The sequence below is a fragment of the Thioalkalivibrio sp. ALMg3 genome, from assembly GCF_000381225.1.
In the GTDB taxonomy this organism is placed as follows: Bacteria; Pseudomonadota; Gammaproteobacteria; order Ectothiorhodospirales; family Ectothiorhodospiraceae; genus Thioalkalivibrio; species Thioalkalivibrio versutus.
In genome coordinates, this window is sequence record NZ_KB906223.1 from 88,621 (window position 1) to 110,103 (window position 21,483).

Genomic DNA, 21,483 nt, shown 5'->3' on the forward strand with positions numbered 1-21,483 from the left:
CATCCGGGGCTGTATCCACAAGGGAGATTCGCATGCCGCAAAACGCGCTGTACGCCCAGTCCGGCGGGGTTACCGCCGTCATCAACGCCAGCGCCTGGGGGGTGATCGAGGCGGTGCGCGCCCATCCGGCCCATTTCGGCAAGATCTATGCGGCGCGCGACGGCATCCTCGGTGTCCTGCGCGAGGAGATCATCGATCTGGATCAGGAGGACCCGCTGACCCTCGCGGCCCTGCGTCATACCCCCGGCGGGGCGTTCGGCTCCTGCCGTTTCGACCTGGGCGATCCCGACAAGGATCCGGAACAGTACGAACGCCTGGTCGAGGTCTTCCGCGCCCATGACATCGGCACCTTCTTCTACAACGGCGGCGGCGGTTCCATGGATACCGCGCTGAAGATCGCCAGGATGGGGGATCGCATGGGCTTCCCGATCAAGGCGATCGGCGTGCCCAAGACGATCGACAACGATCTCGCCGTGACCGACTCCAGCCCCGGGTTCGGCTCCGCCGCCAAGTTCATCGCCACGGTCGTGCGCGAGGCCAGTCTGGATGTCGAGTCCATGCACACCAGTTCCACCAAGGTGTTCGTGCTCGAGGTAATGGGTCGGCATGCGGGCTGGCTGGCGGCCGCCGCCGCGCTGGCACAGGAGTTCGACGGCCAGCCGCCGATGCTGATCCTGTTCGCCGAGACCCCGTTTGACCAGGACGACTTTCTCGAGCACCTGAACCGGACCATCGAGCGTCACGGCTACTGTGTGGTGGTGGTCTCCGAGGGTCTGAAGAATCCGGATGGCACCCTGTTCTCGGTGGCACAAAGCCATGATGTGTATGCCTACACCCAGCTGGGCGGCGCCGCCCCGCGCCTGGCCGAGCTGATCCGCGAACAGACCGGACACAAGCTGCACTGGGCGGTGGTCGACTATATCCAGCGCTCCGCGCGGCATATCGCGTCGAAGGTGGACGTGGAGCAGGCCTATGCCTGTGGCCGTGCGGCGGTGGAGGGCGTGGTGGCCGGCGAGGATGCCTTCATGCCGATCATCCGCCGCGATTCCAACGATCCCTACCGCTGGAGTATCGGTTTTACCCCGCTGGAGACCGTGGCCGACGTCGAGCAGGGCATGCCGCGCGAGTACATCACCCCGGACGGCTACGGCATCACCCAGGCCGCGCGCGATTACCTGCGCCCGCTGATCCAGGGCGAGGACGCCCCGCCGTTCGACCAGGGCCTGCCCTGCTACCCGCGCATCCGGGGCGAATTGCTGCCCAAGCGTTGCCCTCCGTTCGAGGTCAAGACCGACTAGTCGTTTCCGGGCGAGTGGGCGTCGGCGTCCAGCCAGGCCCGCTGGAAGGCGAAAAACTGCCGGGCGACTCTGTCCGCCTCGTCGACGCGCAGATAGTCCGCGTGTTCGGCCGATGCACAACGCGCACAGACGAAGGTGATGCCCTCACAAAGGCTGGTGCAGCACGGGGTGTTGTCCGTGCGGCGCGGCCGGTAATGCACCCACACGGAGGCCGTATCCGCAACCGCGGTGGGCCCGGATTCCAGGCTGAGCGCCGCACCGCAGTGGCTGCAAGCCGCCTCGAGCCGGCTATGCGCGCCGCTCAGCATCGGGATGGCCAGCGCGTCGACGGCGCACATCGCGGCGACTGGACCGCGCCCGGCGACGCTGACCGTGATCCGCCCCGGTGCGGCGCTGTACGGGTAGCAGCCCAGACCCTGGGCCTGATGGGCCACGGCATCCAGCGCGGCCAGTCGCTCCAGCGCGCGGATATCCAGCTCCCGGGCCTCTGGTGGCCGTCCGCGCTGGCGCCAGTGTTCCAGGACTTCGAGATAGGCGGCGCGCACGGCTTCGGGGGCATCCCGCAGGCGCTGTTCCAGCGGGAAGTCGCCGCGCAGGCGTCCCAGGGCGGCGGTCACGTGCGCCGGCCTCATGACGAGGCGCAGCAGCCGCCCGGGCCCTCCTGCTGAATGGGCGGACAGGGCACGGTGCCGTAGGAGCAGAACACGCAGCAGTCTCCTGGAATCGGCCGGAGCAGGGCCCCGCAGCCGGTGCATTCGTAGAACCACTGGCAGGCGTCGGTGGGCATCGTTTCCGTCTTCTGGTGCCCGCATTCCGGGCAGGTCAGGGTCGAATCGGGCACGATCTCGTTCATATGCGTTTCAGCTCGGTTTGCGAGGATGGGAGCCAACGACCGGGGCTGGCGGGAAAAACCCCGCCAGACAACCGGAATCGGCACAAACGCCGTCTGGCCAGCGTCTATTCTCTGCCAAGCCCGCGCAAGACGGGCCCACAACCGGATCCCGGATGGAGGAAATCATGTACTCGCGCATTCTCAATCGCACCCTCGCCCTGACCGCTGCCAGTGTGCTGGCCGCCGCGTTTGTCGCGCCCGGCCAGGTCGCGGCCCAGGGCGCCTACTTTGCCCCGGCGGACGGTTCGCCGGACGAGGTCGCCTTCGAATACCGCATGCACGAATACGGCTGCGCCAATGTGCGCGGACAGTGGCGCGCGACCAACAACACGGATGACTGGCTGGAAGTCCGGGTCACCAAGACCGCCTACAACTGCCCCGGAGAGCTGGAAGACGACGTGCGCACGACGACCCGCCTGTGGCGCACGCTGGGTCCGGGCGAGACCCAGGAGCGCACGCGCGACAACTCCGTGTGCGGCGGGGCCTGGGCGCGTGGTGTCGAGGTCCTGGAGTACGAGATCAAGGTGGTCGACGCCCCCGACGAAAGCTGACAGACGTGTGAAACCGGCCGCGATTTTCGTTTGCGGCCGGTCAATTCGCGGTTCTGGCGGGCTACACTTCTAACAACCGTTCACCGATTTCAAGGAGTCTGCCCATGAGCGTTCATTCGTTCCGTCGAGTTCTGTCCGCACCCGCGGCACTGCTGGTCGCGCTGGCCCTGACCCTGCTGCCCGCCACCCCGGCATTCGCCGATGTCGGCATGCTGGATACCGGCAGCATGATCCAGCAGGCCAGCGCGGACGACACCCGCGCCCAGTTGCTGGAACAGCTCAATGACGCCGAGGTTCGCGCGCAGCTGATCGAGATGGGGGTTGATCCCGAGCGCGCCGAGCAGCGTGTGGCCCGCCTGACCGACGACGAACTGGCGCAGCTGGAGGCGCACATGGAGACCGACCCGGCCGGCGCGGCCAGCGTCCTGGGTGTGGTCGCCATCGTGTTCGTGGTGTTCGTGATCCTGGATGCGGTGGGTGTGACCGACATCTTCTCGTTTGTCGGACCGTCCCGCTAAGCCACGCCCTGCATGGGGTCCATCTCGACGCGGCGAGTTACGGGGTTTCTCGCGCTCGCCGCGCTTCTCTGGCTGACCGGTTGTGCCACCGCGCCGCAGAGCGCGGGTCTGGCGAGCGAGCGTCCGACGGACCTGCCGGCGCGCGTCGAACTGGCTGACACGCCGTTCTTTCCCCAGGAGCAATACCAGTGCGGCCCCGCCGCGCTGGCCACGGCGTTGAATGCCCGGGGGATCGACGCCGCGCTGGATGATCTGATCGAGGAGGTTTACATCCCCGCCCGCGCGGGCAGCCTGCAGACCGAGATGCGCGCGGCGGTGCGCGCGCGCGACCAGGTGGCCTACCGTATCGAGCCCCAACTGGAGGCGATCCTGCGCGAGGTGGCGGCGGGCAACCCGGTAGTGGTGTTTCAGAACCTCGGGGTGGCCCTGATCCCGGAATGGCACTTTGCGGTGGTTATCGGATACGACCTGGAGGATCGGGAGATCTTCCTGCGCAGCGGCCCGATCCAGCGCCACGTGAATTCCTTCGCCCGCTTCGAGCGCACCTGGGCGCGGGGTGAGCGCTGGGCCTTCCTTGTGATGTCCCCCGATACCCTGCCGGCCACCGCCCAGCCGCTGCGCTGGCTGCGTGCGGTCAACGAACTGGAACAGACCGGGCGCTTTGCGGCGGCGGCCACGGGCTACGAAACCGCCATGGACCGCTGGCCCGATGAACCGATCCCCTACGTGGGTCGCGCCAACGTGGCCTTTGCCCAGGGCGATCTGCCGGCGGCGGAGAATGCCCTGCGGGCGCTGGTCGAGCGCGATCCGGCCCGCCACGAGGGCTGGAACAACCTCGCGCACGTGCTGATCGCTCGCGAGTGCGGCGAGCAGGCACGCGAGGCCGCGAGCTGTGCGGCCGATCTGGCGGGACCGGGAGCGTATGCGCGCACCCTGGGCGCTGCGGCGGAGGCTCCGGACGGCGGCGCCGAGTGTCGAGCCCTGCCGCCCTGTGCCGTGGCGACCGAGGCACGCGCGCGGTAAGACCGCACGGCTTCCGTCATCGCGAGTCGCGAAGCCCGCGGCGATCGGCAGGGTGTGGATGACCGCGCACCGCTCGCAGGGACAGTCCCTGTTGCGTTAGGTCGAGCGTTTTTCCAGGGCCTGTTCGGCGTGCTTGAGCACCAGGCCCAGGTTCTGCTTCTCCACGTCCGTGACCTGCGGGTCATTCTTTACCGCTTGACGCAGGTGTTCCACCAATTGCGCCAGTTCGTCGCGCGAGATCTGATGGAAGTTGAAGCCGCCGCCGTAGCGGGACTCGAGCTGGTCCCAGTAGTCGGCAAGCGGGGGGCGGTAGTCGTCACTCATCGGGCTGTCCTTAGTTTGGTGCGGGCGCGGCGTGCGCGAAAGGCATTTTGTCTGTTCGCGGTGCTTGCGGTCTAATGGGGGCTTTCCTGACCGGCCTTTCGCCCATGTCCGTTACTGCCATCTATCCTGGCACCTTCGACCCGATCACCCACGGTCACACGGACATCGTGCGGCGTGCGGCACGGTTGTTCGATCGCGTGGTAGTCGCGGTGGCCGCCAGTCCCAACAAGGGCCCGGCCTTCCCGCTGGAGACCCGCGTGGCCCTGGCCGAGCAGGCGGTAGGTGACATCCCCGGCGTGGAGGTGCAGGGCTTCGATGTCCTGCTCGCGCACTTTGTTCATGCGCAGCAGGCCAACGTGATCCTGCGCGGATTGCGGGCGGTGTCCGACTTTGAACATGAATTCCAGCTCGCAGCGATGAACCGACAGCTTGCGCCGGAGGTCGAAACGCTGTTTCTGACGCCAGCGGAGGAGTACAGCTTCGTCTCCTCCAGTCTGGTACGGGAAATCGCCCGATTGGGCGGCGACGTCTCAAAATTCGTTAGCCCCGGTGTGGCGCGCATGCTGGCCGAACAAAACGGCGCAGCACGCTAGCCGGGCCCCGCCACTGGATACGAGGAACGGCCCATGGCCCTGATGATCACCGACGAATGCATCAACTGCGATGTCTGCGAGCCCGAGTGCCCGAATGAGGCCATCTACCCGGGGGACGAGATCTACGAGATCGACCCCGCCCTGTGCACCGAATGTGTCGGCCATTTCGACGAGCCGCAGTGCCAGCAGGTCTGCCCGGTGGACTGCATCCCGCTGGATCCCGATCACAAGGAGACCCGCGAGCAGCTGACGGCCAAGTACGACGCCCTGATGGCCGCGAAGTAGGCCGCGACATGGATTGGCGTCGCCCGCTCCTGCACTGCACGGTCCTCGTCACCCTGTCGCTGGCGGCGCCGCTGGCGCTGGCCGGGCCGGGGCAGCACGCGGTGGCGAGCGCTCATCCGGCCGCCACCGAGGCGGGCGAGGCCGTACTGCGCGACGGCGGCAATGCCTTCGATGCCGCCATCGCGATTACCGCTGCCCTGGGTGTAGCCGAGCCCTACGGCTCCGGGCTCGGGGGCGGCGGGTTCTTCCTGCTGTACGAGGCATCCTCCGACCGCAGCGTGATGCTCGATGCCCGCGAGATCGCCCCGGCCGCGGCCGACCGCGACATGTATCTGGATGCCGACGGCGAGGTGATCGACGGCTTGTCGCTGGATGGCGTGCTTGGCGCCGGCATCCCCGGCATGCCCGCTGGCATGGATCACCTGGCGCGGGAATACGGACGCCTTTCGCTGGCCGACAGCCTGGCCCCGGCGATCCGTCTGGCCGAGGACGGTGTTCCGGTCAGCGGCCGCTACCTGCAGATGGCGGGCTTTCGCCATCAGGCCCTGCGCGACGGGGCTGACGCACGAGACATTTACCTTGAGGCGGGTCGCCTGCCGGACGAAGGCACGACCCTGCGCCAGCCGGACTTGGCCGTGACCCTTCGGCGCCTGGCGGACGAAGGCCGTGATGGTTTCTATACCGGTGATCTGGCCGAGCGCCTGGTCGCCGGCGTGCGCGAGGCCGGCGGTATCTGGACTCTGGACGACCTGGCGGGGTACGCGGTCGTCGAGCGCGACCCCGTGCGTCTGGACTATCTTGGCGCCACGATCACCACCGCCTCGCCGCCATCTTCCGGCGGGGTCGCGCTCGGCCAGATCCTGAACATCCTGGCGTTCTACGACCTCGAGGCACTGGCGCCGGACATGCGCGTCCACCTGACCATCGAGGCGATGCGCCGCGCCTATCGTGATCGCGCCGAGTACCTGGGCGATCCGGACCATGTGGATATGCCGCTGAAGCGGCTGCTGTCGCGCGAATACGCGGCCGGTCTGCGCGCTACCATCCATCCCGACACGGCCACCCCCAGCCGCTACCTGCCGCTGTCGGTCGAGCCGCAGGCCGAGCTTCCGGAGTCGGTGTCGACCGAAAGTCGCGAGACGACGCACTTTTCCGTGATCGACGCCGAGGGCAACCGGGTCGCGGCCACGCTGACGCTGAACTATCCGTTCGGATCCGGCTACGTGGTGCCCGGGACGGGCGTGCTACTGAATAATGAGATGGACGACTTCTCGGCCAAGCCGGGCGAGCCCAACGCCTATGGCCTGGTCGGTTTCGAGGCCAATGCCATCGCGCCGCAGCGCCGCCCGCTATCGAGCATGAGCCCGACCTTCGTCGAGACCCAGGATCGCGTGGCGATCCTGGGCACGCCGGGTGGCAGCCGCATCATTACCATGGTCCTGCACGGCGTGTTCGGCGTGCTCGAGGGGCAATCCATCGAGGAGGTCGTCGCGGCGCCTCGCTACCACCACCAGTATTTGCCCGATCGGGTGGAACACGAGACCGGGGCGTTCGATGCCGAACTGCGTGGCCAGCTGGTCTCGCGTGGGCATCAGCTGGTGCCGCAGGTGCGTCCGTTCGGTGACATGCACGCCATCCTGTGGGAGCGCGGGGCGGGTCGCCTGGAGGCGGCTTCCGATCCGCGCGGAGAGGGCGAAGCGCGGGTGTTCCAGCCCTGAAGGCGCGCTGGTGGACGCGCGCGCAGGGGGCGCGCGAAGAATGGGTCAGAGTATCCCTGGCCTTCACGAATTGCGCCCACACAAAAAGCCGCGCCCCGAGATCGGGGGGGGCGGCTTTTTTCGATTCACTGCAACCGCCGGGCCGGCAGTGCCGGCCCGGAACCCGGGGGCTTAGCCCTGGGCCAGATCGCGGATGCGGGCGTTCAGGCGGCTCTTGTGGCGAGCCGCCTTGTTGCGGTGAATCAGGCCCTTGCTCACGGTCTTGTCGATCACCGGAACGGCCTCTTTGTAGGCCTCGGCGGCCGCCTGGGCATCGCCCTTGTGCAGCGGCTTCAGCACGGCCTTCATGGCCGTGCGGAAACGGGAGCGCAGCCCCATGTTGTGGGCGCGGTTCTTGACCGCCTGACGGGCCCGCTTACGGGCAGAAGCAATATTTGCCAAAGTACTTCCCTCGCGTTAAATCGCTAGGTTCTGGAAAGGCGGCAGAGCATACCCCCGGAGCACTCCAGCGTCAACCGGGTCGTGCGCGTGATGGGGATGGCTTGGGGCCGTCCATGCGTCTACTGTAGAAGAAAGAAAGCCATTCAAAGGAGAACAGGATGAATCGATTCAACCAGACCCTTCGGGCCGCACCGGCGACAGCATCGGGCATGGCCCTGCTGTTCGTGGCGCTCCTGCTGGCCAGCATTGCCTTCATGCCGCAGGCCAAGGCCTTCGAGCCGGAGGCCAAGGTCGTCTATCACGCCGACTTTGCCGACCCGCGCCGCTTCTCCGCGATGCTGACCAGCATCAACAATATGATGACGCATTACCAGAACGAGTTTATCGATGCCGACGTGCGCATCGTGTTCGTGGCGCACGGCATCCGCTTCCTGACCGATGACGACCTGGCTGATACCCCGTTCGAGGCCGACGAGGAGCTCAAGGAAGAGCGCGACACCCTGCGTGGGCGCCTGATGAGCCTCGCCAGCACCCACGGCGTGAAGCTCGAGCTGTGCGAGATCACCCGTTCGCAGATCGGACTGGACGAGGACCTGATCTATGACCACGTCACCTTCGTGCCCTCGGGTGTGGTGCGCGTGGCCGAGCTGCAGAACGAGGAAGGCTTCGCCTACATCAAGATCGAGTAAGGGTCTTCCGCATGCTTGACCCGAAGCCCCGCCTCGGCGGGGCTTTTTCGTGTCTCCACGAAGGTCCGGAGACGGCCAGGGGTGGGTGCGATACTGGGGCATCGCGGGCAGGGTGCGCTGGCCTTGCGCAATACCCCCTCGAGTCCTTTTGCTCCGTGCCCTTCGTGGTGCAGGAAGGCCGCTTCGGGCGTGCCGTTCAGTCGTGGATTACAGCACTTCGAGCTTGGCGAAGCTCAGCACCAGCCACTTGGAGCCGGCGTGGGCGAAGTTCACCTGGACCCGGGCCGAGTTGCCGGAACCCTCGAACTGGGTGATCAGCCCCTCGCCGAACTTCGCGTGGTGCACCCGTGCGCCGATCGCCAGGCCCGCCGCGGAGGCCTCGGCGGCCTGCGCATCCATGGCCCCGAAGCCCGCCGTCTTGTTCCGGGCCGCGGCAAAGCGGCCCGCGCCATACGGCGAGGCCTGCGGGCGCAGCACTTCCAGCGCGCCCTCGGGGATCTCGTTGATGAAGCGCGAGGCGACGTTGTAGGACTCGCGTCCATACAGCCGCCGCGTCTCGGCATGGATCAGGTACAGCTCCTGTTCGGCGCGGGTCATGCCGACATAGGCCAGGCGGCGCTCCTCCTCCAGTCGCCCCGGCTCCTCCAGCGAGCGGGCGTTGGGGAACAGCCCCTCTTCCATGCCGGTCAGGAAGACCAGCGGAAACTCCAGGCCCTTGGCCGAGTGCAGGGTCATCATCTGCACCGCGTCCTCGTGCGGGTCGGCCGCACCCTCGCCGGCCTCCAGTGCCGCGTGGGCGAGGAATTCGGTCAGGCGATTGCCCTCGCCTTCCTCGCTCTCGGCGGTGCTACTCATGTCGAAGGCGCGCGCGGCCCCCACCAGCTCGTCCAAGTTTTCCAGCCGAGCCTCGCCACGCTCGCCCTTTTCCTTTTTGTAGTGCTCGCGCAATTGCGCGCGCTCGATTGCCTGTTCCACCTGATCGGCCAGCGGCTGGCGCGGGAGCTCGTGCTGCAGGGTGCGGACCAGCTGCACGAACCCGGCGACCGCGGTGCGCGCGCGTCCGGGCAGGGCGTCGGCGTCCACCGCGTGAGTGGCGGCCTGCAGCAGGCTGGTGTCGGCTGCCTGGGCGGCCTGGCGCAGGCCCTCCAGGGTCTTCTCGCCGATCCCGCGCGGGGGCTGGTTGACCACGCGCAGGAAGGCGGCATCGTCATCGCCGTTGCCGGCCAGGCGCAGGTAGGCCAGGGCATCGCGGATCTCCTGGCGCTCGAAGAAGCGCAGGCCGCCGTAGACCCGGTAGGGCATGCGCCGGCCGATGAAGGTCTCTTCCAGCACGCGTGACTGGGCATTGGAGCGATACAGCACCGCGCACTCGCGGTACAGCCCGCCCTGGTCCACGTGGCGGGCGATGGTCTCGGCGATGAAGCGCGCCTCTTCCTGCTCGTTCAGCGCGGTGTACAGGCGGACCGGTGCGCCTTCGTGGCCCTCGGTCCACAGCTCCTTGCCCAGGCGGCCGGAGTTGTGCCGGATCAGGGCGTTGGCCGCGTTCAGGATGTTGGCGCTGGAGCGGTAGTTCTGCTCCAGGCGCACGACCTGGGTGCCCGGGTAGTCCTTCTGGAAGTGCTGGATGTTCTCGATCTTCGCGCCGCGCCAGCCGTAGATCGACTGGTCGTCGTCGCCCACGGCGAATACCGGGCTGTCCCCGGCGAGCAGGCGCAGCCAGCCGTACTGGATGTCGTTGGTGTCCTGGAATTCGTCGACCAGCACGTGGCGAAAGCGCGTGCGGTAGTGCTCCAGCAGGGCCTTGTTGTCGCGCAGCAATTCCAGCGAGCGCAGCATCAGCTCGGCGAAGTCCACCACACCGGCGCGCTCGCAGGCCTGCTGGTAGGTGGTGTAGACGCGTACCCACTGGCGGGCGACCGGGTCGCCGGTATCCGGCAGGTGTTCCGGGCGCGAGCCCTCGTCCTTGCGCGCGTTGATGTACCACTGCGCCTGCTTGGGCGGCCAGCGCGACTCGTCCAGCTCCAGGGCGCGCAGCACGCGCTTGACCATGCGCAGCTGGTCATCGGAGTCGAGGATCTGGAAGGCCTGCGGCAGCTTCGCCTCCTGCCAGTGCTGGCGCAGCAGGCGGTGGGCGAGGCCATGGAAGGTCCCGACCCACAGCCCGGTGGCCGGGTGCCCCAGCAGCGACTCGATGCGCCCGCGCATCTCGGCCGCCGCCTTGTTGGTGAAAGTGACCGCCAGCAGGCTGTGCGGGGCCACGCCCTCGACGCCAATCAGCCAGGCGATGCGGTGCACCAGCACGCGGGTCTTGCCGGAGCCGGCGCCGGCCAGGACCAGCACCGGATGCGGCGGGGCGGCCACGGCCTCGCGCTGGGCCGGGTTGAGGGAATCGAGCAGGGGGGAGACATCCATGCGCGAATGGTAGGGAAACCCGGCCGGAATCGCACGTTCCGCATGCGGGCCGTGTGCCTTCGCCCGCGCAAACGCGCTACCCTCGGAGGCAGCCTTCAAGAAGACGCTGATTCATCGACTCCGCGCGGGAACCTCGCGCGCCGATCAGGTCCCAAAGGCCGACGCATCAGGAATGGGAAGAGACCGCGAATGAACGAGATGCCATCCCGGCACCGGCTGGACAGCCCCGTATCCGGGCAGGAACTGCACCCGGATAACCTCGCTTTCGCCGAGGATCTGCTGGAGCGCTACCAGGACGACCCCGATTCCGTCCCGCCGGCCTGGGCCGATTACTTCCGCTCGCTGGAAGGGGCGCCGCGCCTGGAACGCCGCCGGCGCTCCACCGACCGGCCCGATCTGGCCCATGAACAGCTGCAGATCCGCGTGCTGCAGTTCATCAATGCCTACCGCTACCTCGGTCACTTTGGCGCCCGTCTGGATCCTCTGGAGCGCGAACCGCCGGAGCCACCGCGCGAGTTGAGCCGCGAGCATCACGGCCTCGACCAGGTCGGCCCCGATGTCACCTTTGATCCGGGCTCGCTGTTCATCGACGGGCGGGTCTCGCTGGATACGATCGAGCGGGTGCTGAAGGAGACCTACTGCGCCGGTATCGGCGCGGAATACATGCATCTGATGGCCACCGACGAGAAGCGCTGGCTGCAGGAGCGTCTGGAATCGGCCCATGGCCACTTCGGTTTCGATGACGACACCCGCCTGGCGATCCTCGAGCGTCTGACCGCGGCCGAGGGTCTGGAGCGCTATCTGCATCGGCGCTATGTCGGGCAGAAGCGCTTCTCGCTGGAAGGCGCGGAGAGCCTGATCCCGCTGCTGAATGCCCTGATCCAGCGGGGCGGCGCGCGCGGGCTGCAGGAGTTCGTGGTCGGCATGGCACACCGCGGACGCCTCAACGTGCTGGTCAACCTGTTCGGCAAGTCCCCGGAGGAGCTGGCTAACGAATTCGAGGGGCGTCCGCGCGACGACCGTGGCACCGGCGACGTGAAATACCACATGGGTTTCTCCTCGGACCTGGATACCCCGGGCGGTCGGGTGCATCTGGCGCTGGCCTTCAATCCCTCGCACCTGGAGATCGTCACCCCGGTGGTGGAGGGTTCGGTGCGGGCGCGCCAGGTGCGTATCGGCGATCGCAAGGGCAACCGGGTGATGCCGGTGGTGATCCATGGCGATGCCGCCTTTGCCGGGCAGGGCGTGGTCATGGAGACCCTGAACATGTCCCAGACCCGGGGCTTCTCCACCAAGGGCACCGTGCATGTGGTGGTGAACAACCAGATCGGTTTCACGACTTCGACCCTGAAGGACGCTCGTTCGACGCATTACGCCACGGATGTCGCCAAGATGGTGAACGCGCCCATCCTGCATGTGAATGGCGATGATCCCGAGGCCGTGGTGTTCATCACCCAGATCGCGCTGGACTACCGCATGCGCTTCGGCAAGGACGTGGTCATCGATCTCGTCTGCTACCGCCGCCAGGGCCACAACGAGGCCGACGAGCCGGCCGCCACGCAGCCGCATATGTATCGTCGTATCCGCGACCTGCCGACCACCCGCGAGCGTTACGCCAGACGCCTGATCCGCGAGGGCCTGACGACCGAGGACGCACAGGAACAAGCGCTGGAGGACTATCGCGGCCGACTGGATGCCGGCCAGCCGGTGGCGCTGTCGTTGCTGCGCGAGCGCAACAGCCATGCCGGATCCTCGACCAACTGGGGCCCCTATCTGAACCAGACCTGGGACCAGGATGTGGACACCGGCGCCCCCGCCGACCGTCTGGCGCGCACCCTCGAGCAGCTTTCCACCCCGCCGGAGGGTTTCCGACTGAACGACCGCGTGCAGAAGATCCTGGATGCCCGCGTGGCCATGGCGCGCGGCGAGCAGCCGCTGGACTGGGGTGCGGCCGAGACCCTGGCCTACGGCGCGCTGATCCAGGACGGCTACCGCATTCGCCTGTCCGGGCAGGACTCCAGCCGGGGCACCTTCTTCCACCGCCATGCGGTCCTGCACGACCAGGAGACCGGCAAGGCCATCGTCCCGTTGCGGCGCCTGGATCCGGACCACCCGCGTTTCCTGGTGATCGATTCGCTGTTGTCCGAGGAGGGCGTGCTCGCCTTCGAATACGGCTATGCCACCGCCGCGCCCGAGGCTCTGGTGGTCTGGGAGGCGCAGTTCGGCGACTTCGTGAACGGCGCCCAGGTGGTGATCGACCAGTTCATCTCCTCCGGCGAGCAGAAGTGGGGGCGCCTGTCCGGCCTGACCCTGTTGCTGCCCCACGGCTACGAGGGGCAGGGGCCGGAGCACTCCTCGGCCCGCCCGGAGCGCTTCCTGCAACTGGCGGCGCAGGAGAACATGCAGGTCTGCGTGCCCACTACGCCGGCGCAGATGTTTCACCTGCTGCGCCGGCAGATGCTGCGGCCCTATCGCAAGCCACTGATCGTGATGACCCCGAAGAGCCTTTTGCGCCACAAGGACGCGGTCTCCGACCTCGATGCGCTGGCGACGGGCCAGTACCAGACGGTCATCGACGACGCCCGTATCGAGGATCCCGGCAAGGTGAAGCGCGTGCTGATGACCAGTGGGCGCATCTTCTACGATCTGGCTGCGCGCCAGGCCGAGGGCGAGCACGCGGATACGGCGATCCTGCGCCTGGAGCAGTGTTACCCCTTCCCCGAGGCACGTCTGACCGAATTGCTGGGGCGTTATCCGGAGGCGGATGAATTCGTCTGGGTCCAGGATGAACCGGAGAACCAGGGTTACTTGGAGTTTGTCGCCCCGCGTATCAACCCGCTGCTGGCAGTGCGTGGCCAGACCCTGCACGCCGTCGCGAGACCCCCGGCCGCCGCGCCCGCCGTCGGTTACCCCGAGGTGCACAAGGCGCAGCTGAAAGATCTGCTCGAGCGCGCGTTCGGGCCGATCAGCTCGCGTGACACGCCGCACCCCACGCCCTGAACATTCGATAAAGACGCACAGAACAAGGAAGCGAGATGGCATCCGATCGCACCCCGATCCAGGTCCCGGAACTCCCCGAGTCGGTCGCCGATGCGACCGTGATCGCCCTGCACAAAAAGGCTGGTGACGCCGTCAAGCGCGACGAGCTGATCGCCGAGCTGGAGACCGACAAGGTGGTCCTTGAGGTGTCGGCCCCCAGTGCGGGTACCCTGGTGGAGCTCTCCGCCAACGAGGGCGATGTGGTCAAGGCCGACGCGATCCTGGGTTATCTGGGGCCCGCCGAAGCCGCCCCGGAGGACCCGGACGAAGAGACCGAGGATGAGGCAGCGCCTTCCAGGGCATCGACAGCCACGGAGGGCGGCAAGCCGGCGTCTGTTGCAACGGGGGATCGAGAAGAGAAACCGGCCGCTGCCTCATCACCCGAGCCCGCGCCGTCCGGGGCCGGGAACGGAGCGGCCGGTAGCCCGCCGCCCACGCCGGCCGTGCGGCGCCTGCTGCAGGAAGCCGGCCTGCGTCCGGAGGATGTCGAGGGCACCGGCGACGACGGGCGCATCCAGCGTGCCGACGTGGAGCGGGCGCGCAGCGATCGCAGCGCGCCCGCGGCTTCTTCGACGCCATCGGGTTCCGTCGGGGCGGCGCGACCCCAGGCGCATCCGGCCGACCCCGGAGACCGAGCCGAGCGCATCGAGCGTGTGCCGATGACCCGCCTGCGGGCGCGCATCGCGGAACGGCTGCTGGAAGCGAAGCAGACCACCGCGATGCTGACCACCTTCAACGAGGTCGACATGTCCGCGGCGATGGCCCTGCGTAGCCGCTACAAGGAGCCCTTCGAGAAGCGCCATTCCATCAAGCTCGGCTTCATGGGTCTGTTCGTGGCCGCGGCCAGCCGCGCGCTCGAGCGCTTCCCGGTCGTCAATGCCGCACTGGATGGCGAAGAGATCGTCTATCACCACTACAGCGACATCGGCATCGCAGTCTCCTCCTCGCGCGGACTGGTGGTGCCGGTCCTGCGCGATACCGGCAACGCCTCCATTGCCGAGATCGAGCGGCGCATCCGCGACTACGCCGAGCGCGCGCGTGACGGCAAGCTGGATATCGACGAGCTGCGCGGTGGCACCTTCACAATCACCAACGGGGGCGTGTTCGGTTCGTTGTTCTCCACGCCGATCCTGAATCCGCCGCAGAGCGCGATCCTCGGCATGCACGCGATCAAGGAACGCCCGGTCGCGGTGGACGGCGAGGTCGTCGTCCGGCCGATGATGTACGTCGCCCTGTCCTACGACCACCGCCTGGTCGACGGTGCCGAGGCGGTGCAGTTCCTGGTCGCCATCAAGGACGCCATCGAGGACCCGGCGCGGTTGCTGCTCGACGTTTGACCCTGTGAGGTGGCGTCAGGCTACGACTCAAGCCGCATCCCACGTGATGGCTGGCTCAGTCGTCCGTGACGGGACGGCGCCGGGGGCCGGGGCGCAAGCTGAACAGCAGCACGCCGGCGCCGAACAGGGCGAGCGGCCAGACCGGCCAGGCAAGCCCCTGCCAGGCGGTGACCTCCAGCTGCGTGGCCAGCCCCGCGAGGGCCAGCAGGGCCACACCCGCCCAGCCTTCGTTGCGGCGGCGGGACTGGCGCCTCAGCCCGTTTTCCAGCTCGAGGATCTGGCGGCGTAGCGCGGCGTCGCGCTCGGCCCGCTGTTCCTCCACGGTCAGGGCCTTCTCCAGGTGTATCGGCAGTTCCGGCAGGTGCGCCAGCAGGCGCGGCAGGTGTTGCTGCGCGTTGCGGATGAATGCGCGCACGCCCATGCGTTCGTGCATCCATTTCTCGATGAACGGCTTGGCCGTGGTCCACAGGTCCAGCTGGGGGTAGAGCTGGCGGCCCAGGCCCTCGATGTTCAGCAGGGTCTTCTGCAACAGCACCAGCTGCGGCTGGACCTCCATGTTGAATCGCCGCGCGGTCTGGAACAGGCGCAGCAGGACCTGGCCGAAGGAGATCTCGTCCAGCGGGCGCTGGAAGATGGGTTCGCACACGGTGCGGATCGCCGCCTCGAACTCGTCGACGCGGGTGTCCTTCGGGACCCAGCCGGATTCCACGTGCAGCTCGGCGACGCGGCGGTAGTCGCGGTTGAAGAAGGCGTGGAAGTTCTCGGCCAGATAGCGCTGGTCGGAGTCCAGCAGCGAGCCGACGATGCCGAAGTCCACGGCCAGGTAGGTCGGGTCGTCCGGGTGGGTGGCATCGACGAAGATGTTGCCCGGGTGCATGTCGGCGTGGAAGAAGTTGTGCTGGAACACCTGGGTGAAGAAGATCTCCACGCCGCGTTCGGCCAGCAGCTTGAGGTCCACGTTGCGTTCGCGCAGGGCGGCGACATCGGCCACCGGGAGGCCGCCGATGCGCTCCATCACCAGTACGCTGCGGCGGGTGTAATCCCAGATGATCTCCGGGATGTAGAGGAGGTGGCTGTCCTCGAAGTTGCGGTGGATCGCGGCGGCGTTCGCGCCCTCGCGGATCAGGTCCAGTTCGTCGGTGACGGTCTTTTCGTATTCGTCCACCACCTCGCGCGGGCGCAGGCGCTTGGCCTCGGACCAGTAGCGGTCCGCCAGGTCCGCGATCAGGTGCATGACCTCGAGGTCCGCGCGGATGGTCTTGAGGATGCCGGGGCGCACCACCTTCACGACCACCTCGCGCCCGTCCTGCAGCGTGGCCGCGTGCACTTGGGCGATGGAGGCCGAGGCGATTGGCGTGTCCTCGAAGGCGGCGAAGGCGATCTCGATCGGGCGTTCCAGCTCGGCCTCGATCACGGCGCGCGCCTGGTCACTGGGGAACGGCGGCACCCGGTCCTGCAGGCGCGCAAGCTCGATCGCGATGTCGTCCGGCAGCAGGTCGCGCCGGGTGGAGAGCATCTGCCCGAACTTGATGAAGATCGGGCCCAGGTCCTCCAGCGCCTTGCGGATGCGCTCGCCGCGGGTGCCTTCAGTGCGGCGGAACCAGTTCCAGGGCGCGAGATAGAGCAGGAAGCTGAGCGGGCGCAGCGGCTTCAGCGTGAACAGGATGACGTCCAGGCGATAGCGCACCAGGACTCGCGCAATGGTCCACAGCCGCAGGCCCCGGTACAGCGCGCGGCGCATCAGGCCTGCCGGTCGTCAGGTGCGGAGGCCGGTGCCTCCAGACGACGCAGCCGCGCATCCAGCCGGGCGACGTCGTCGCGCAGCGTGGCGACGTCTTCGGCGAAGGCCTCGAACGCACCGCCGGCCGGTAGCCATTCGAGCTCGTCGCGCAGGTAGTCGGCCGTGTCCTCGGCGGAGCGCCGGCCCAGGTGCCGCAGGCTGTCGCGCGCCTGGTCCAGCAGGTGGCGCAGCGGTCCGGCCGCTCCGGCGCCGGCAAAGCGTTCGAACAGATCTTCCCAGTTGATGCCGGCATCGCGCAGTGCATGTTGCAGGTCGGAGAGCACGGTTGCATCACCCGTGATCGTCAACCCGGAGCGGTCGTCACGTGCCATCGCCGCGGCCAGTGACAGCGGCGAGCCCTTCAGCTGCACGTCCACTGGCTCCTCGACGCCGCCTGTAACCTGCAGCCGGTCGGCTGCCCCGACCAGCGACAGCGCGAGCCCCGCCGGCTCGATCACAATCGCGATCGCACGCCCGGCCAGCCGCGCCCGGTCCTTCTCCGGGGCGCTGGCCAGGTGTTCGTTCAGCGTGGCCTCGATCAGGGCCGCGAACGGACTGGGCAGGGCGAAGGGTTCGGCCATGAGAACGCTAGAGCTTGGTGCCGCGGTGCAGGGCGACGATGCCGCCGGTCAGGTTGTCGTATTCGACCCGCTCCAGTCCGGCGTCGCGCATCATGCCGGCCAGGGTTTCCTGGTCCGGGTGCATGCGGATGGATTCGGCCAGATAGCGGTAGCTGTCGGCGTCGTTCGCGACCAGCTTGCCCATCAGCGGCAACACCTTGAAGGAGTAGACGTCGTACATTGGGCGCAGCGGCGCCATCGGTTGCGAGAACTCCAGCACCAGCACGCGCCCGCCCGGCTTGATCACCCGGCGCATCTCGGCCAGCGCGCGCTCCTTGCGGGTCACGTTGCGCAGGCCGAAGGCGATGGTCACGCGGTCGAAGTAGTCGTCCGGATAGGGGAGCTGTTCGGCGTCCGCCTGCACGAAGTCGAGGTTACCCACATGGCCCTCGTCCAGCATGCGGTCGCGCCCGGCCTCCAGCATCGAGGCATTGATGTCGCAGACCACGATCTGACCCTTCGGTCCGACCCGTGGGGCAAAGGCCCCGGCGAGGTCCCCGGTGCCGCCGGCCAGGTCCAGGATCTTCATGCCTGGGCGCACGCCCGTGCGCTCCAGGGTGTAGCGCTTCCAGATGCGATGGACGCCCATGGACATCAGGTCGTTCATGACGTCGTAGCGCGAGGCGACCGAATGGAACACCTCGCCGACCCGCGAGGCCTTCTCGGACTCGGGGACGCTCTGGTAGCCGAAGTGGGTCTTGCCGGATTCTTCTTTCATCAAAGTGCCGTTGTCAGTGCGTCTTGCGCTCGTGTCCGGCCTCTTTCAGCCGATCCAGGTAATCCTGCCACAGTCGCTCCTGGTTCGTGCCGAGTTCGTGCAGGTAGTCCCAGTCATAGATGCCGGTGTCGTGCCCGTCGGAGAACACGAGCTTCACCGCATAGTTTCCGACCGGCTCGATCCCGGTGATGTTCACGTCTTCCTTGCCGACCTGCAGCACCTCCTGGCCCTTGCCGTGCCCGCGCACCTCGGCCGAGGGCGAATACACGCGCAGGAACTCGCAGGGCAACTCGAAATGCGAGCCGTCCGAATACGCCAGCTCCAGGATGCGCGACTTCTGATGCAGCTGGATATCGGTGGGTCGGTGGGTACTGCTCATGCGGCCTCCAGAATCCACGGTCCGGGCGCCGCCCGAACCGAATCAGCGGACCGCCAAACGGCGGCCATCAATGGACTGCGAGGATACCAGCCCTGCGGGCCAGCGTGGCATCTCCCCTCGCGCCGCAGGCCTGCCGGCTCGCTAAAGTTTATCGCGCAAGTCTTCCTGAATATGTGCCTTCGCGTCGCTTGGAGCGTGCTGCCGTCCTCTTCGTTGTGGCCGTCACCAAATTTGCGCCGACACAGCGCTATTCCAGTTTTATTAAATGCTGCCTTTCATACGAGCGCCATATGCACCCATATTAAAGGCAGTGGACTTCTAGATCGGGCGCCAGAGGTCAAGCCCATCTGGTCCCGCCGCGCGAGTGAACGCTTTTTCCGGAGAGTAGTGTGCAGAAGCTGGCAGGGGGGGCGGATTGATCGTGCAGCGGTAACGGAGAGTCCGTCCACGATGGATGAAGAACGAGAGATCGGTTACGGATCGTCCCATCCGCTTCTAACGTAGAGAGGGAGGCTTGCGCGGGATATGTCGCGGGGTGCGATCTTTGAGTCCGGGCGTCCCGGCGCTGTCAGGCCGAGCGCCAGTCGCGCGAAGCCTCGCGATAGAAGGTGGCATCCGCGCTGGTGGCGCCCTGCAGGGAGCAGACGGCGGCTGCGAACCCGAGCGCGCGCTCCAGCGTGGTCGCCCAGGGCCAACCGTGTTGCTGGCCGATGATGGCGACACTGGCGAAGGCGTCGCCGGCGCCTACGGCGTCGCGGAAGCCGTCGACCGCGGGGGCCGGGGCCTGCCAGTGCTGGCCATCGGTGGTGTGGATGGCTGCGCCGTCGGCGCCGTGGGTGATGATCAGGGCGGAGCGGATCGCGGCGCGTTCCAGGAGCGCCGCCGAGCGTTCCGGTGCGGCGACGTCGGGGGCCAGCGTGGCCGCCTCGTCGGTGTTCAGCTTGACCACGTCGGCGCCGCGCATCAGCGCGAGGACGTCGTCAGGCTGGTACCACGGTGCGCGCAGGTTCACGTCGACGAAACGATGTTGTGCGCGGGCCTGTAACCGTTCCAGTAGCTCGCGGTTGTCCGCGCGCAGGGCGAGCGTGCCGTGATAGAGGAGGCCCGCGGTGTCCGGCAGCTGGTCCGCCCATTCCGCCGGAACGGTGTCATAGGCCTGGTCAGGGACGATGGTGTAGGTCGGTTCGCCGTCTTCCAGGGCGATGCGGACCTGGCCGGTGGGGGCCGCGGGGTGGCTGTACAGGCCGCGGGTGTCCATCCCGATGCGGTTCATGCGCTCGCGGATGCTGCGGCCGTCCGCGTCGTCCCCGACTCCGCCCACGAAACAGGCGGCCTCGCCCAGCTGGTGCAGGTTCCAGGCGACGTTGAAGGGCGCGCCGCCGAGGACGCGCGTACCGTCGGGGAAGCAATCGAACAGAACTTCGCCGAAAATCAGGTGGGGTTGAGCCGTGCCGTTCATGGGTTCCCTCGGCAGTGGATCAGTCGCCGGCCCGCTCGATGCGGTCACGGCCTCGCTTTTTCGCTTGTAGCAGCGCGTGGTCGGCGGCATCGAATATCGCCTCCGGGGCGGCGGCGGGATCGATTCCGGCCAGCCCGGCGGAGATGGTGACCTTCAGACGCGTTTTTCCGGAGCGCACGATCAGACGGTCCACGGCGTCGCGGATGGTATCGGCCTGGCTGTATGCAGCGTCAGGCTCGCGATGGATGATCATCACGAATTCCTCCCCGCCGTAGCGAGCGACGAAATCCGGCTCGCGCACGCCCTCGGCCAGGATCTCGGCGACCGCCCGCAGGACCTTGTCGCCGGCTGTGTGGCCGTACTCGTCATTGATGGTCTTGAAGTGGTCGATGTCCCAGACCAGAAGCGAGGCAGCGCCCGATTTCTCGAGCTCCGCGGGGAGTTGCTCCAGCCGCTGTTCGAAGGCCATTCGATTGGGCAGGCCGGTGAGGCTGTCGCGACTGGCTTCGGCGCGCGCCTGCTCCAGCCGGTTGCGCAGTGCTTGCACCTGACCCTCCAGGCTGCGGCCCTTGGAGCGCAGGAGGCGGTTCCGTTCCTGCACCACCTGCAGTTCGTCTTCCTGCTCGTTCCGAAACGTGGTGACGCGCTCCACCATGCGGTCGAGACCGCGGGTCACCTCGGTGCGCAGCGTCGCGAGGTCCTCGACGTCGACCACCCGGCCTTTGATGTGCTCGACATCCCCGGAGATCCCCGCGTGCAGCTCGGAGACCGATTCCCGGGCGCGCTGGCCGCGCGCCTCGTCTTCGGACAGGGCGGTATCCACGTCCTCCAGTCGGTGCCAGATCTCGCCGACGACCTCGGTGAGTTCTTCGCGCTCCGTCATTGCCTGCTCGCACTTGTCGTGCATCGCCGAAAACAGGCGTGTGAGGGTGCGTTCGATCTCTGCCTTGTCGCGCCGATCGGCGGCCCGGGTGAGGGCCTCCCGCTCGGGGTCGAGGAATTCGAAGCCGAGCAGGCCACGCTGGACGACCGCGAGGATGCCGTCGGCCAGGTCCTCTCGCTGATCGCTGGAGCGCACGGCGTCGGCCAGCTGGCCGCTCAGGCGATCCAGCCAGGCGGTGTCGCCGGGGTCGGATTCGATGGCGCGGGTCAGGTCGCGCACGGCGCCTTCCAGTGCCGGCACCTTCGCGGAGACCACCGCGAGCGATCGCAGGGCGACGCGGCGGATCACGTCCTGCAGGGCGCGCTCCCGATCCAGCGAGCGCTCGAGCTCGATAATGGTCTTGCGCAGATCGCTGTCGGACATCGGGAAATCCCGGATAGTAGGCGCGCCTATTTAAACGCGGAAATGGGGTGGATGCCAGGGAAACACGGACTAATGTACACACTGGCGCTCGAACCGTACCC

The 21,483-nt window shown here is 67.5% G+C and carries 21 protein-coding genes; 10 read left to right on the forward strand and 11 right to left on the reverse strand.

Annotated elements, in window-relative coordinates; genetic code table 11:
• Positions 1-32 precede the first annotated feature (32 nt).
• The gene (locus F622_RS0106875) at positions 33-1,298 is read left to right on the forward strand and encodes a 6-phosphofructokinase (protein WP_018175954.1); all 1,266 of its coding nucleotides are present in this window, start codon (positions 33-35) and stop codon (positions 1,296-1,298) included.
• Here the strand turns inward: F622_RS0106875 and merB are convergent.
• Together merB and F622_RS0106885 are read right to left on the reverse strand one after the other, a co-directional pair.
• Entirely contained in the window at positions 1,295-1,930 is a 636-nt protein-coding gene (gene merB, locus F622_RS0106880) for an organomercurial lyase (protein ID WP_018175955.1), read from the reverse strand. The genes F622_RS0106875 and merB overlap by 4 nt on opposite strands.
• Positions 1,927-2,151 (reverse strand): GDCCVxC domain-containing (seleno)protein, encoded by a 225-nt coding sequence (locus F622_RS0106885; RefSeq protein ID WP_018175956.1) that lies wholly within the window; start codon positions 2,149-2,151, stop codon positions 1,927-1,929. The genes merB and F622_RS0106885 overlap by 4 nt, the downstream gene beginning before the upstream one ends.
• 152 nt (positions 2,152-2,303) lie before the next feature.
• On the opposite strand from F622_RS0106885, the gene F622_RS0106890 reads away from it, so the two are divergent.
• From F622_RS0106890 to F622_RS0106900, 3 genes are all read left to right on the forward strand, one after another.
• Entirely contained in the window at positions 2,304-2,741 is a 438-nt protein-coding gene (locus F622_RS0106890; protein WP_018145016.1) for a hypothetical protein, read from the forward strand.
• Between the two features lie 104 nt (positions 2,742-2,845).
• Positions 2,846-3,259 carry a PA2779 family protein gene (locus F622_RS0106895; protein ID WP_018145017.1) on the forward strand — a complete coding sequence of 138 codons (414 nt, stop codon included), beginning with the start codon at positions 2,846-2,848 and terminating at the stop codon, positions 3,257-3,259.
• A 12-nt stretch (positions 3,260-3,271) separates the two neighbouring features.
• The gene (locus tag F622_RS0106900; protein ID WP_018175957.1) at positions 3,272-4,282 is read left to right on the forward strand and encodes a PA2778 family cysteine peptidase; all 1,011 of its coding nucleotides are present in this window, start codon (positions 3,272-3,274) and stop codon (positions 4,280-4,282) included.
• A 96-nt stretch (positions 4,283-4,378) separates the two neighbouring features.
• Here F622_RS0106900 and F622_RS0106905 read toward each other — a convergent pair whose 3' ends face one another.
• Positions 4,379-4,606, reverse strand: coding sequence for a hypothetical protein (locus tag F622_RS0106905; RefSeq protein WP_018168855.1), 228 nt, complete (start codon positions 4,604-4,606; stop codon positions 4,379-4,381).
• 104 nt (positions 4,607-4,710) lie between these two features.
• Here F622_RS0106905 and coaD point away from each other — a divergent pair, with 104 nt between their 5' ends.
• Genes coaD through ggt form a run of 3 tightly spaced genes read left to right on the forward strand, consistent with a single transcriptional unit; the run spans position 4,711 to position 7,202 of the window.
• Positions 4,711-5,199, forward strand: a complete 489-nt coding sequence (coaD, locus tag F622_RS0106910; RefSeq protein ID WP_018145020.1) for a pantetheine-phosphate adenylyltransferase — start codon at positions 4,711-4,713, stop codon at positions 5,197-5,199.
• Between the two features lie 33 nt (positions 5,200-5,232).
• Complete coding sequence (locus F622_RS0106915) at positions 5,233-5,484, forward strand: YfhL family 4Fe-4S dicluster ferredoxin (protein WP_018168857.1); 252 nt, start codon at positions 5,233-5,235, stop codon at positions 5,482-5,484.
• An 8-nt stretch (positions 5,485-5,492) separates the two neighbouring features.
• Positions 5,493-7,202 (forward strand): gamma-glutamyltransferase, encoded by a 1,710-nt coding sequence (gene ggt / locus F622_RS0106920; protein WP_019571566.1) that lies wholly within the window; start codon positions 5,493-5,495, stop codon positions 7,200-7,202.
• Positions 7,203-7,373: 171 nt separating this feature from the next.
• Here ggt and rpsT read toward each other — a convergent pair whose 3' ends face one another.
• A complete protein-coding gene (rpsT, locus tag F622_RS0106925; RefSeq protein ID WP_019612252.1) occupies positions 7,374-7,643 on the reverse strand; it encodes a 30S ribosomal protein S20 in 270 nt (89 codons plus the stop codon).
• Between the two features lie 158 nt (positions 7,644-7,801).
• Here rpsT and F622_RS0106930 point away from each other — a divergent pair, with 158 nt between their 5' ends.
• Positions 7,802-8,332 (forward strand): DsrE family protein, encoded by a 531-nt coding sequence (locus F622_RS0106930; protein WP_018168859.1) that lies wholly within the window; start codon positions 7,802-7,804, stop codon positions 8,330-8,332.
• Positions 8,333-8,539: 207 nt separating this feature from the next.
• Here F622_RS0106930 and uvrD read toward each other — a convergent pair whose 3' ends face one another.
• Entirely contained in the window at positions 8,540-10,744 is a 2,205-nt protein-coding gene (gene uvrD / locus F622_RS0106935; RefSeq protein ID WP_038096196.1) for a DNA helicase II, read from the reverse strand.
• Between the two features lie 189 nt (positions 10,745-10,933).
• On the opposite strand from uvrD, the gene F622_RS0106940 reads away from it, so the two are divergent.
• A complete protein-coding gene (locus tag F622_RS0106940) occupies positions 10,934-13,744 on the forward strand; it encodes a 2-oxoglutarate dehydrogenase E1 component (RefSeq protein ID WP_019571568.1) in 2,811 nt (936 codons plus the stop codon).
• 35 nt (positions 13,745-13,779) lie between these two features.
• Positions 13,780-15,120 carry a 2-oxoglutarate dehydrogenase complex dihydrolipoyllysine-residue succinyltransferase gene (odhB, locus tag F622_RS0106945; protein WP_019571569.1) on the forward strand — a complete coding sequence of 447 codons (1,341 nt, stop codon included), beginning with the start codon at positions 13,780-13,782 and terminating at the stop codon, positions 15,118-15,120.
• A gap of 55 nt (positions 15,121-15,175) precedes the next feature.
• Here the strand turns inward: odhB and ubiB are convergent, their stop codons facing one another.
• From ubiB to F622_RS0106975, 6 genes are all read right to left on the reverse strand, one after another.
• Positions 15,176-16,861, reverse strand: coding sequence for a ubiquinone biosynthesis regulatory protein kinase UbiB (ubiB, locus tag F622_RS0106950; protein ID WP_019571570.1), 1,686 nt, complete (start codon positions 16,859-16,861; stop codon positions 15,176-15,178).
• Positions 16,861-17,481, reverse strand: coding sequence for an SCP2 domain-containing protein (locus F622_RS0106955; protein WP_019571571.1), 621 nt, complete (start codon positions 17,479-17,481; stop codon positions 16,861-16,863). Before F622_RS0106955 ends, ubiB begins: the two co-directional genes overlap by 1 nt.
• A gap of 7 nt (positions 17,482-17,488) precedes the next feature.
• On the reverse strand, positions 17,489-18,238 hold the full coding sequence (ubiE, locus tag F622_RS0106960; RefSeq protein ID WP_018950920.1) for a bifunctional demethylmenaquinone methyltransferase/2-methoxy-6-polyprenyl-1,4-benzoquinol methylase UbiE: 750 nt from the start codon (positions 18,236-18,238) through the stop codon (positions 17,489-17,491).
• Between the two features lie 13 nt (positions 18,239-18,251).
• Positions 18,252-18,617 (reverse strand): gamma-butyrobetaine hydroxylase-like domain-containing protein, encoded by a 366-nt coding sequence (locus F622_RS0106965; protein ID WP_019567495.1) that lies wholly within the window; start codon positions 18,615-18,617, stop codon positions 18,252-18,254.
• A gap of 568 nt (positions 18,618-19,185) precedes the next feature.
• Positions 19,186-20,076 (reverse strand): PfkB family carbohydrate kinase, encoded by an 891-nt coding sequence (locus F622_RS0106970; protein ID WP_019571572.1) that lies wholly within the window; start codon positions 20,074-20,076, stop codon positions 19,186-19,188.
• 19 nt (positions 20,077-20,095) lie between these two features.
• Entirely contained in the window at positions 20,096-21,382 is a 1,287-nt protein-coding gene (locus F622_RS0106975) for a GGDEF domain-containing protein (RefSeq protein WP_019571573.1), read from the reverse strand.
• Positions 21,383-21,483 lie beyond the last annotated feature (101 nt).

What these genes read in the sequence shown, in the direction of transcription:
- F622_RS0106875 (WP_018175954.1), top strand. Translation starts at nt 33, where the DNA reads ATGCCGCAAAACGCGCTGTACGCCCAGTCCGGCGGGGTTACCGCCGTC.
- merB (WP_018175955.1), bottom strand. Translation starts at nt 1,930, where the DNA reads ATGAGGCCGGCGCACGTGACCGCCGCCCTGGGACGCCTGCGCGGCGAC.
- F622_RS0106885 (WP_018175956.1), bottom strand. Translation starts at nt 2,151, where the DNA reads ATGAACGAGATCGTGCCCGATTCGACCCTGACCTGCCCGGAATGCGGG.
- F622_RS0106890 (WP_018145016.1), top strand. Translation starts at nt 2,304, where the DNA reads ATGGAGGAAATCATGTACTCGCGCATTCTCAATCGCACCCTCGCCCTG.
- F622_RS0106895 (WP_018145017.1), top strand. Translation starts at nt 2,846, where the DNA reads ATGAGCGTTCATTCGTTCCGTCGAGTTCTGTCCGCACCCGCGGCACTG.
- F622_RS0106900 (WP_018175957.1), top strand. Translation starts at nt 3,272, where the DNA reads ATGGGGTCCATCTCGACGCGGCGAGTTACGGGGTTTCTCGCGCTCGCC.
- F622_RS0106905 (WP_018168855.1), bottom strand. Translation starts at nt 4,606, where the DNA reads ATGAGTGACGACTACCGCCCCCCGCTTGCCGACTACTGGGACCAGCTC.
- coaD (WP_018145020.1), top strand. Translation starts at nt 4,711, where the DNA reads ATGTCCGTTACTGCCATCTATCCTGGCACCTTCGACCCGATCACCCAC.
- F622_RS0106915 (WP_018168857.1), top strand. Translation starts at nt 5,233, where the DNA reads ATGGCCCTGATGATCACCGACGAATGCATCAACTGCGATGTCTGCGAG.
- ggt (WP_019571566.1), top strand. Translation starts at nt 5,493, where the DNA reads ATGGATTGGCGTCGCCCGCTCCTGCACTGCACGGTCCTCGTCACCCTG.
- F622_RS0106930 (WP_018168859.1), top strand. Translation starts at nt 7,802, where the DNA reads ATGAATCGATTCAACCAGACCCTTCGGGCCGCACCGGCGACAGCATCG.
- uvrD (WP_038096196.1), bottom strand. Translation starts at nt 10,744, where the DNA reads ATGGATGTCTCCCCCCTGCTCGATTCCCTCAACCCGGCCCAGCGCGAG.
- F622_RS0106940 (WP_019571568.1), top strand. Translation starts at nt 10,934, where the DNA reads ATGAACGAGATGCCATCCCGGCACCGGCTGGACAGCCCCGTATCCGGG.
- odhB (WP_019571569.1), top strand. Translation starts at nt 13,780, where the DNA reads ATGGCATCCGATCGCACCCCGATCCAGGTCCCGGAACTCCCCGAGTCG.
- ubiB (WP_019571570.1), bottom strand. Translation starts at nt 16,861, where the DNA reads ATGCGCCGCGCGCTGTACCGGGGCCTGCGGCTGTGGACCATTGCGCGA.
- F622_RS0106955 (WP_019571571.1), bottom strand. Translation starts at nt 17,481, where the DNA reads ATGGCCGAACCCTTCGCCCTGCCCAGTCCGTTCGCGGCCCTGATCGAG.
- ubiE (WP_018950920.1), bottom strand. Translation starts at nt 18,238, where the DNA reads ATGAAAGAAGAATCCGGCAAGACCCACTTCGGCTACCAGAGCGTCCCC.
- F622_RS0106965 (WP_019567495.1), bottom strand. Translation starts at nt 18,617, where the DNA reads ATGAGCAGTACCCACCGACCCACCGATATCCAGCTGCATCAGAAGTCG.
- F622_RS0106970 (WP_019571572.1), bottom strand. Translation starts at nt 20,076, where the DNA reads ATGAACGGCACGGCTCAACCCCACCTGATTTTCGGCGAAGTTCTGTTC.
- F622_RS0106975 (WP_019571573.1), bottom strand. Translation starts at nt 21,382, where the DNA reads ATGTCCGACAGCGATCTGCGCAAGACCATTATCGAGCTCGAGCGCTCG.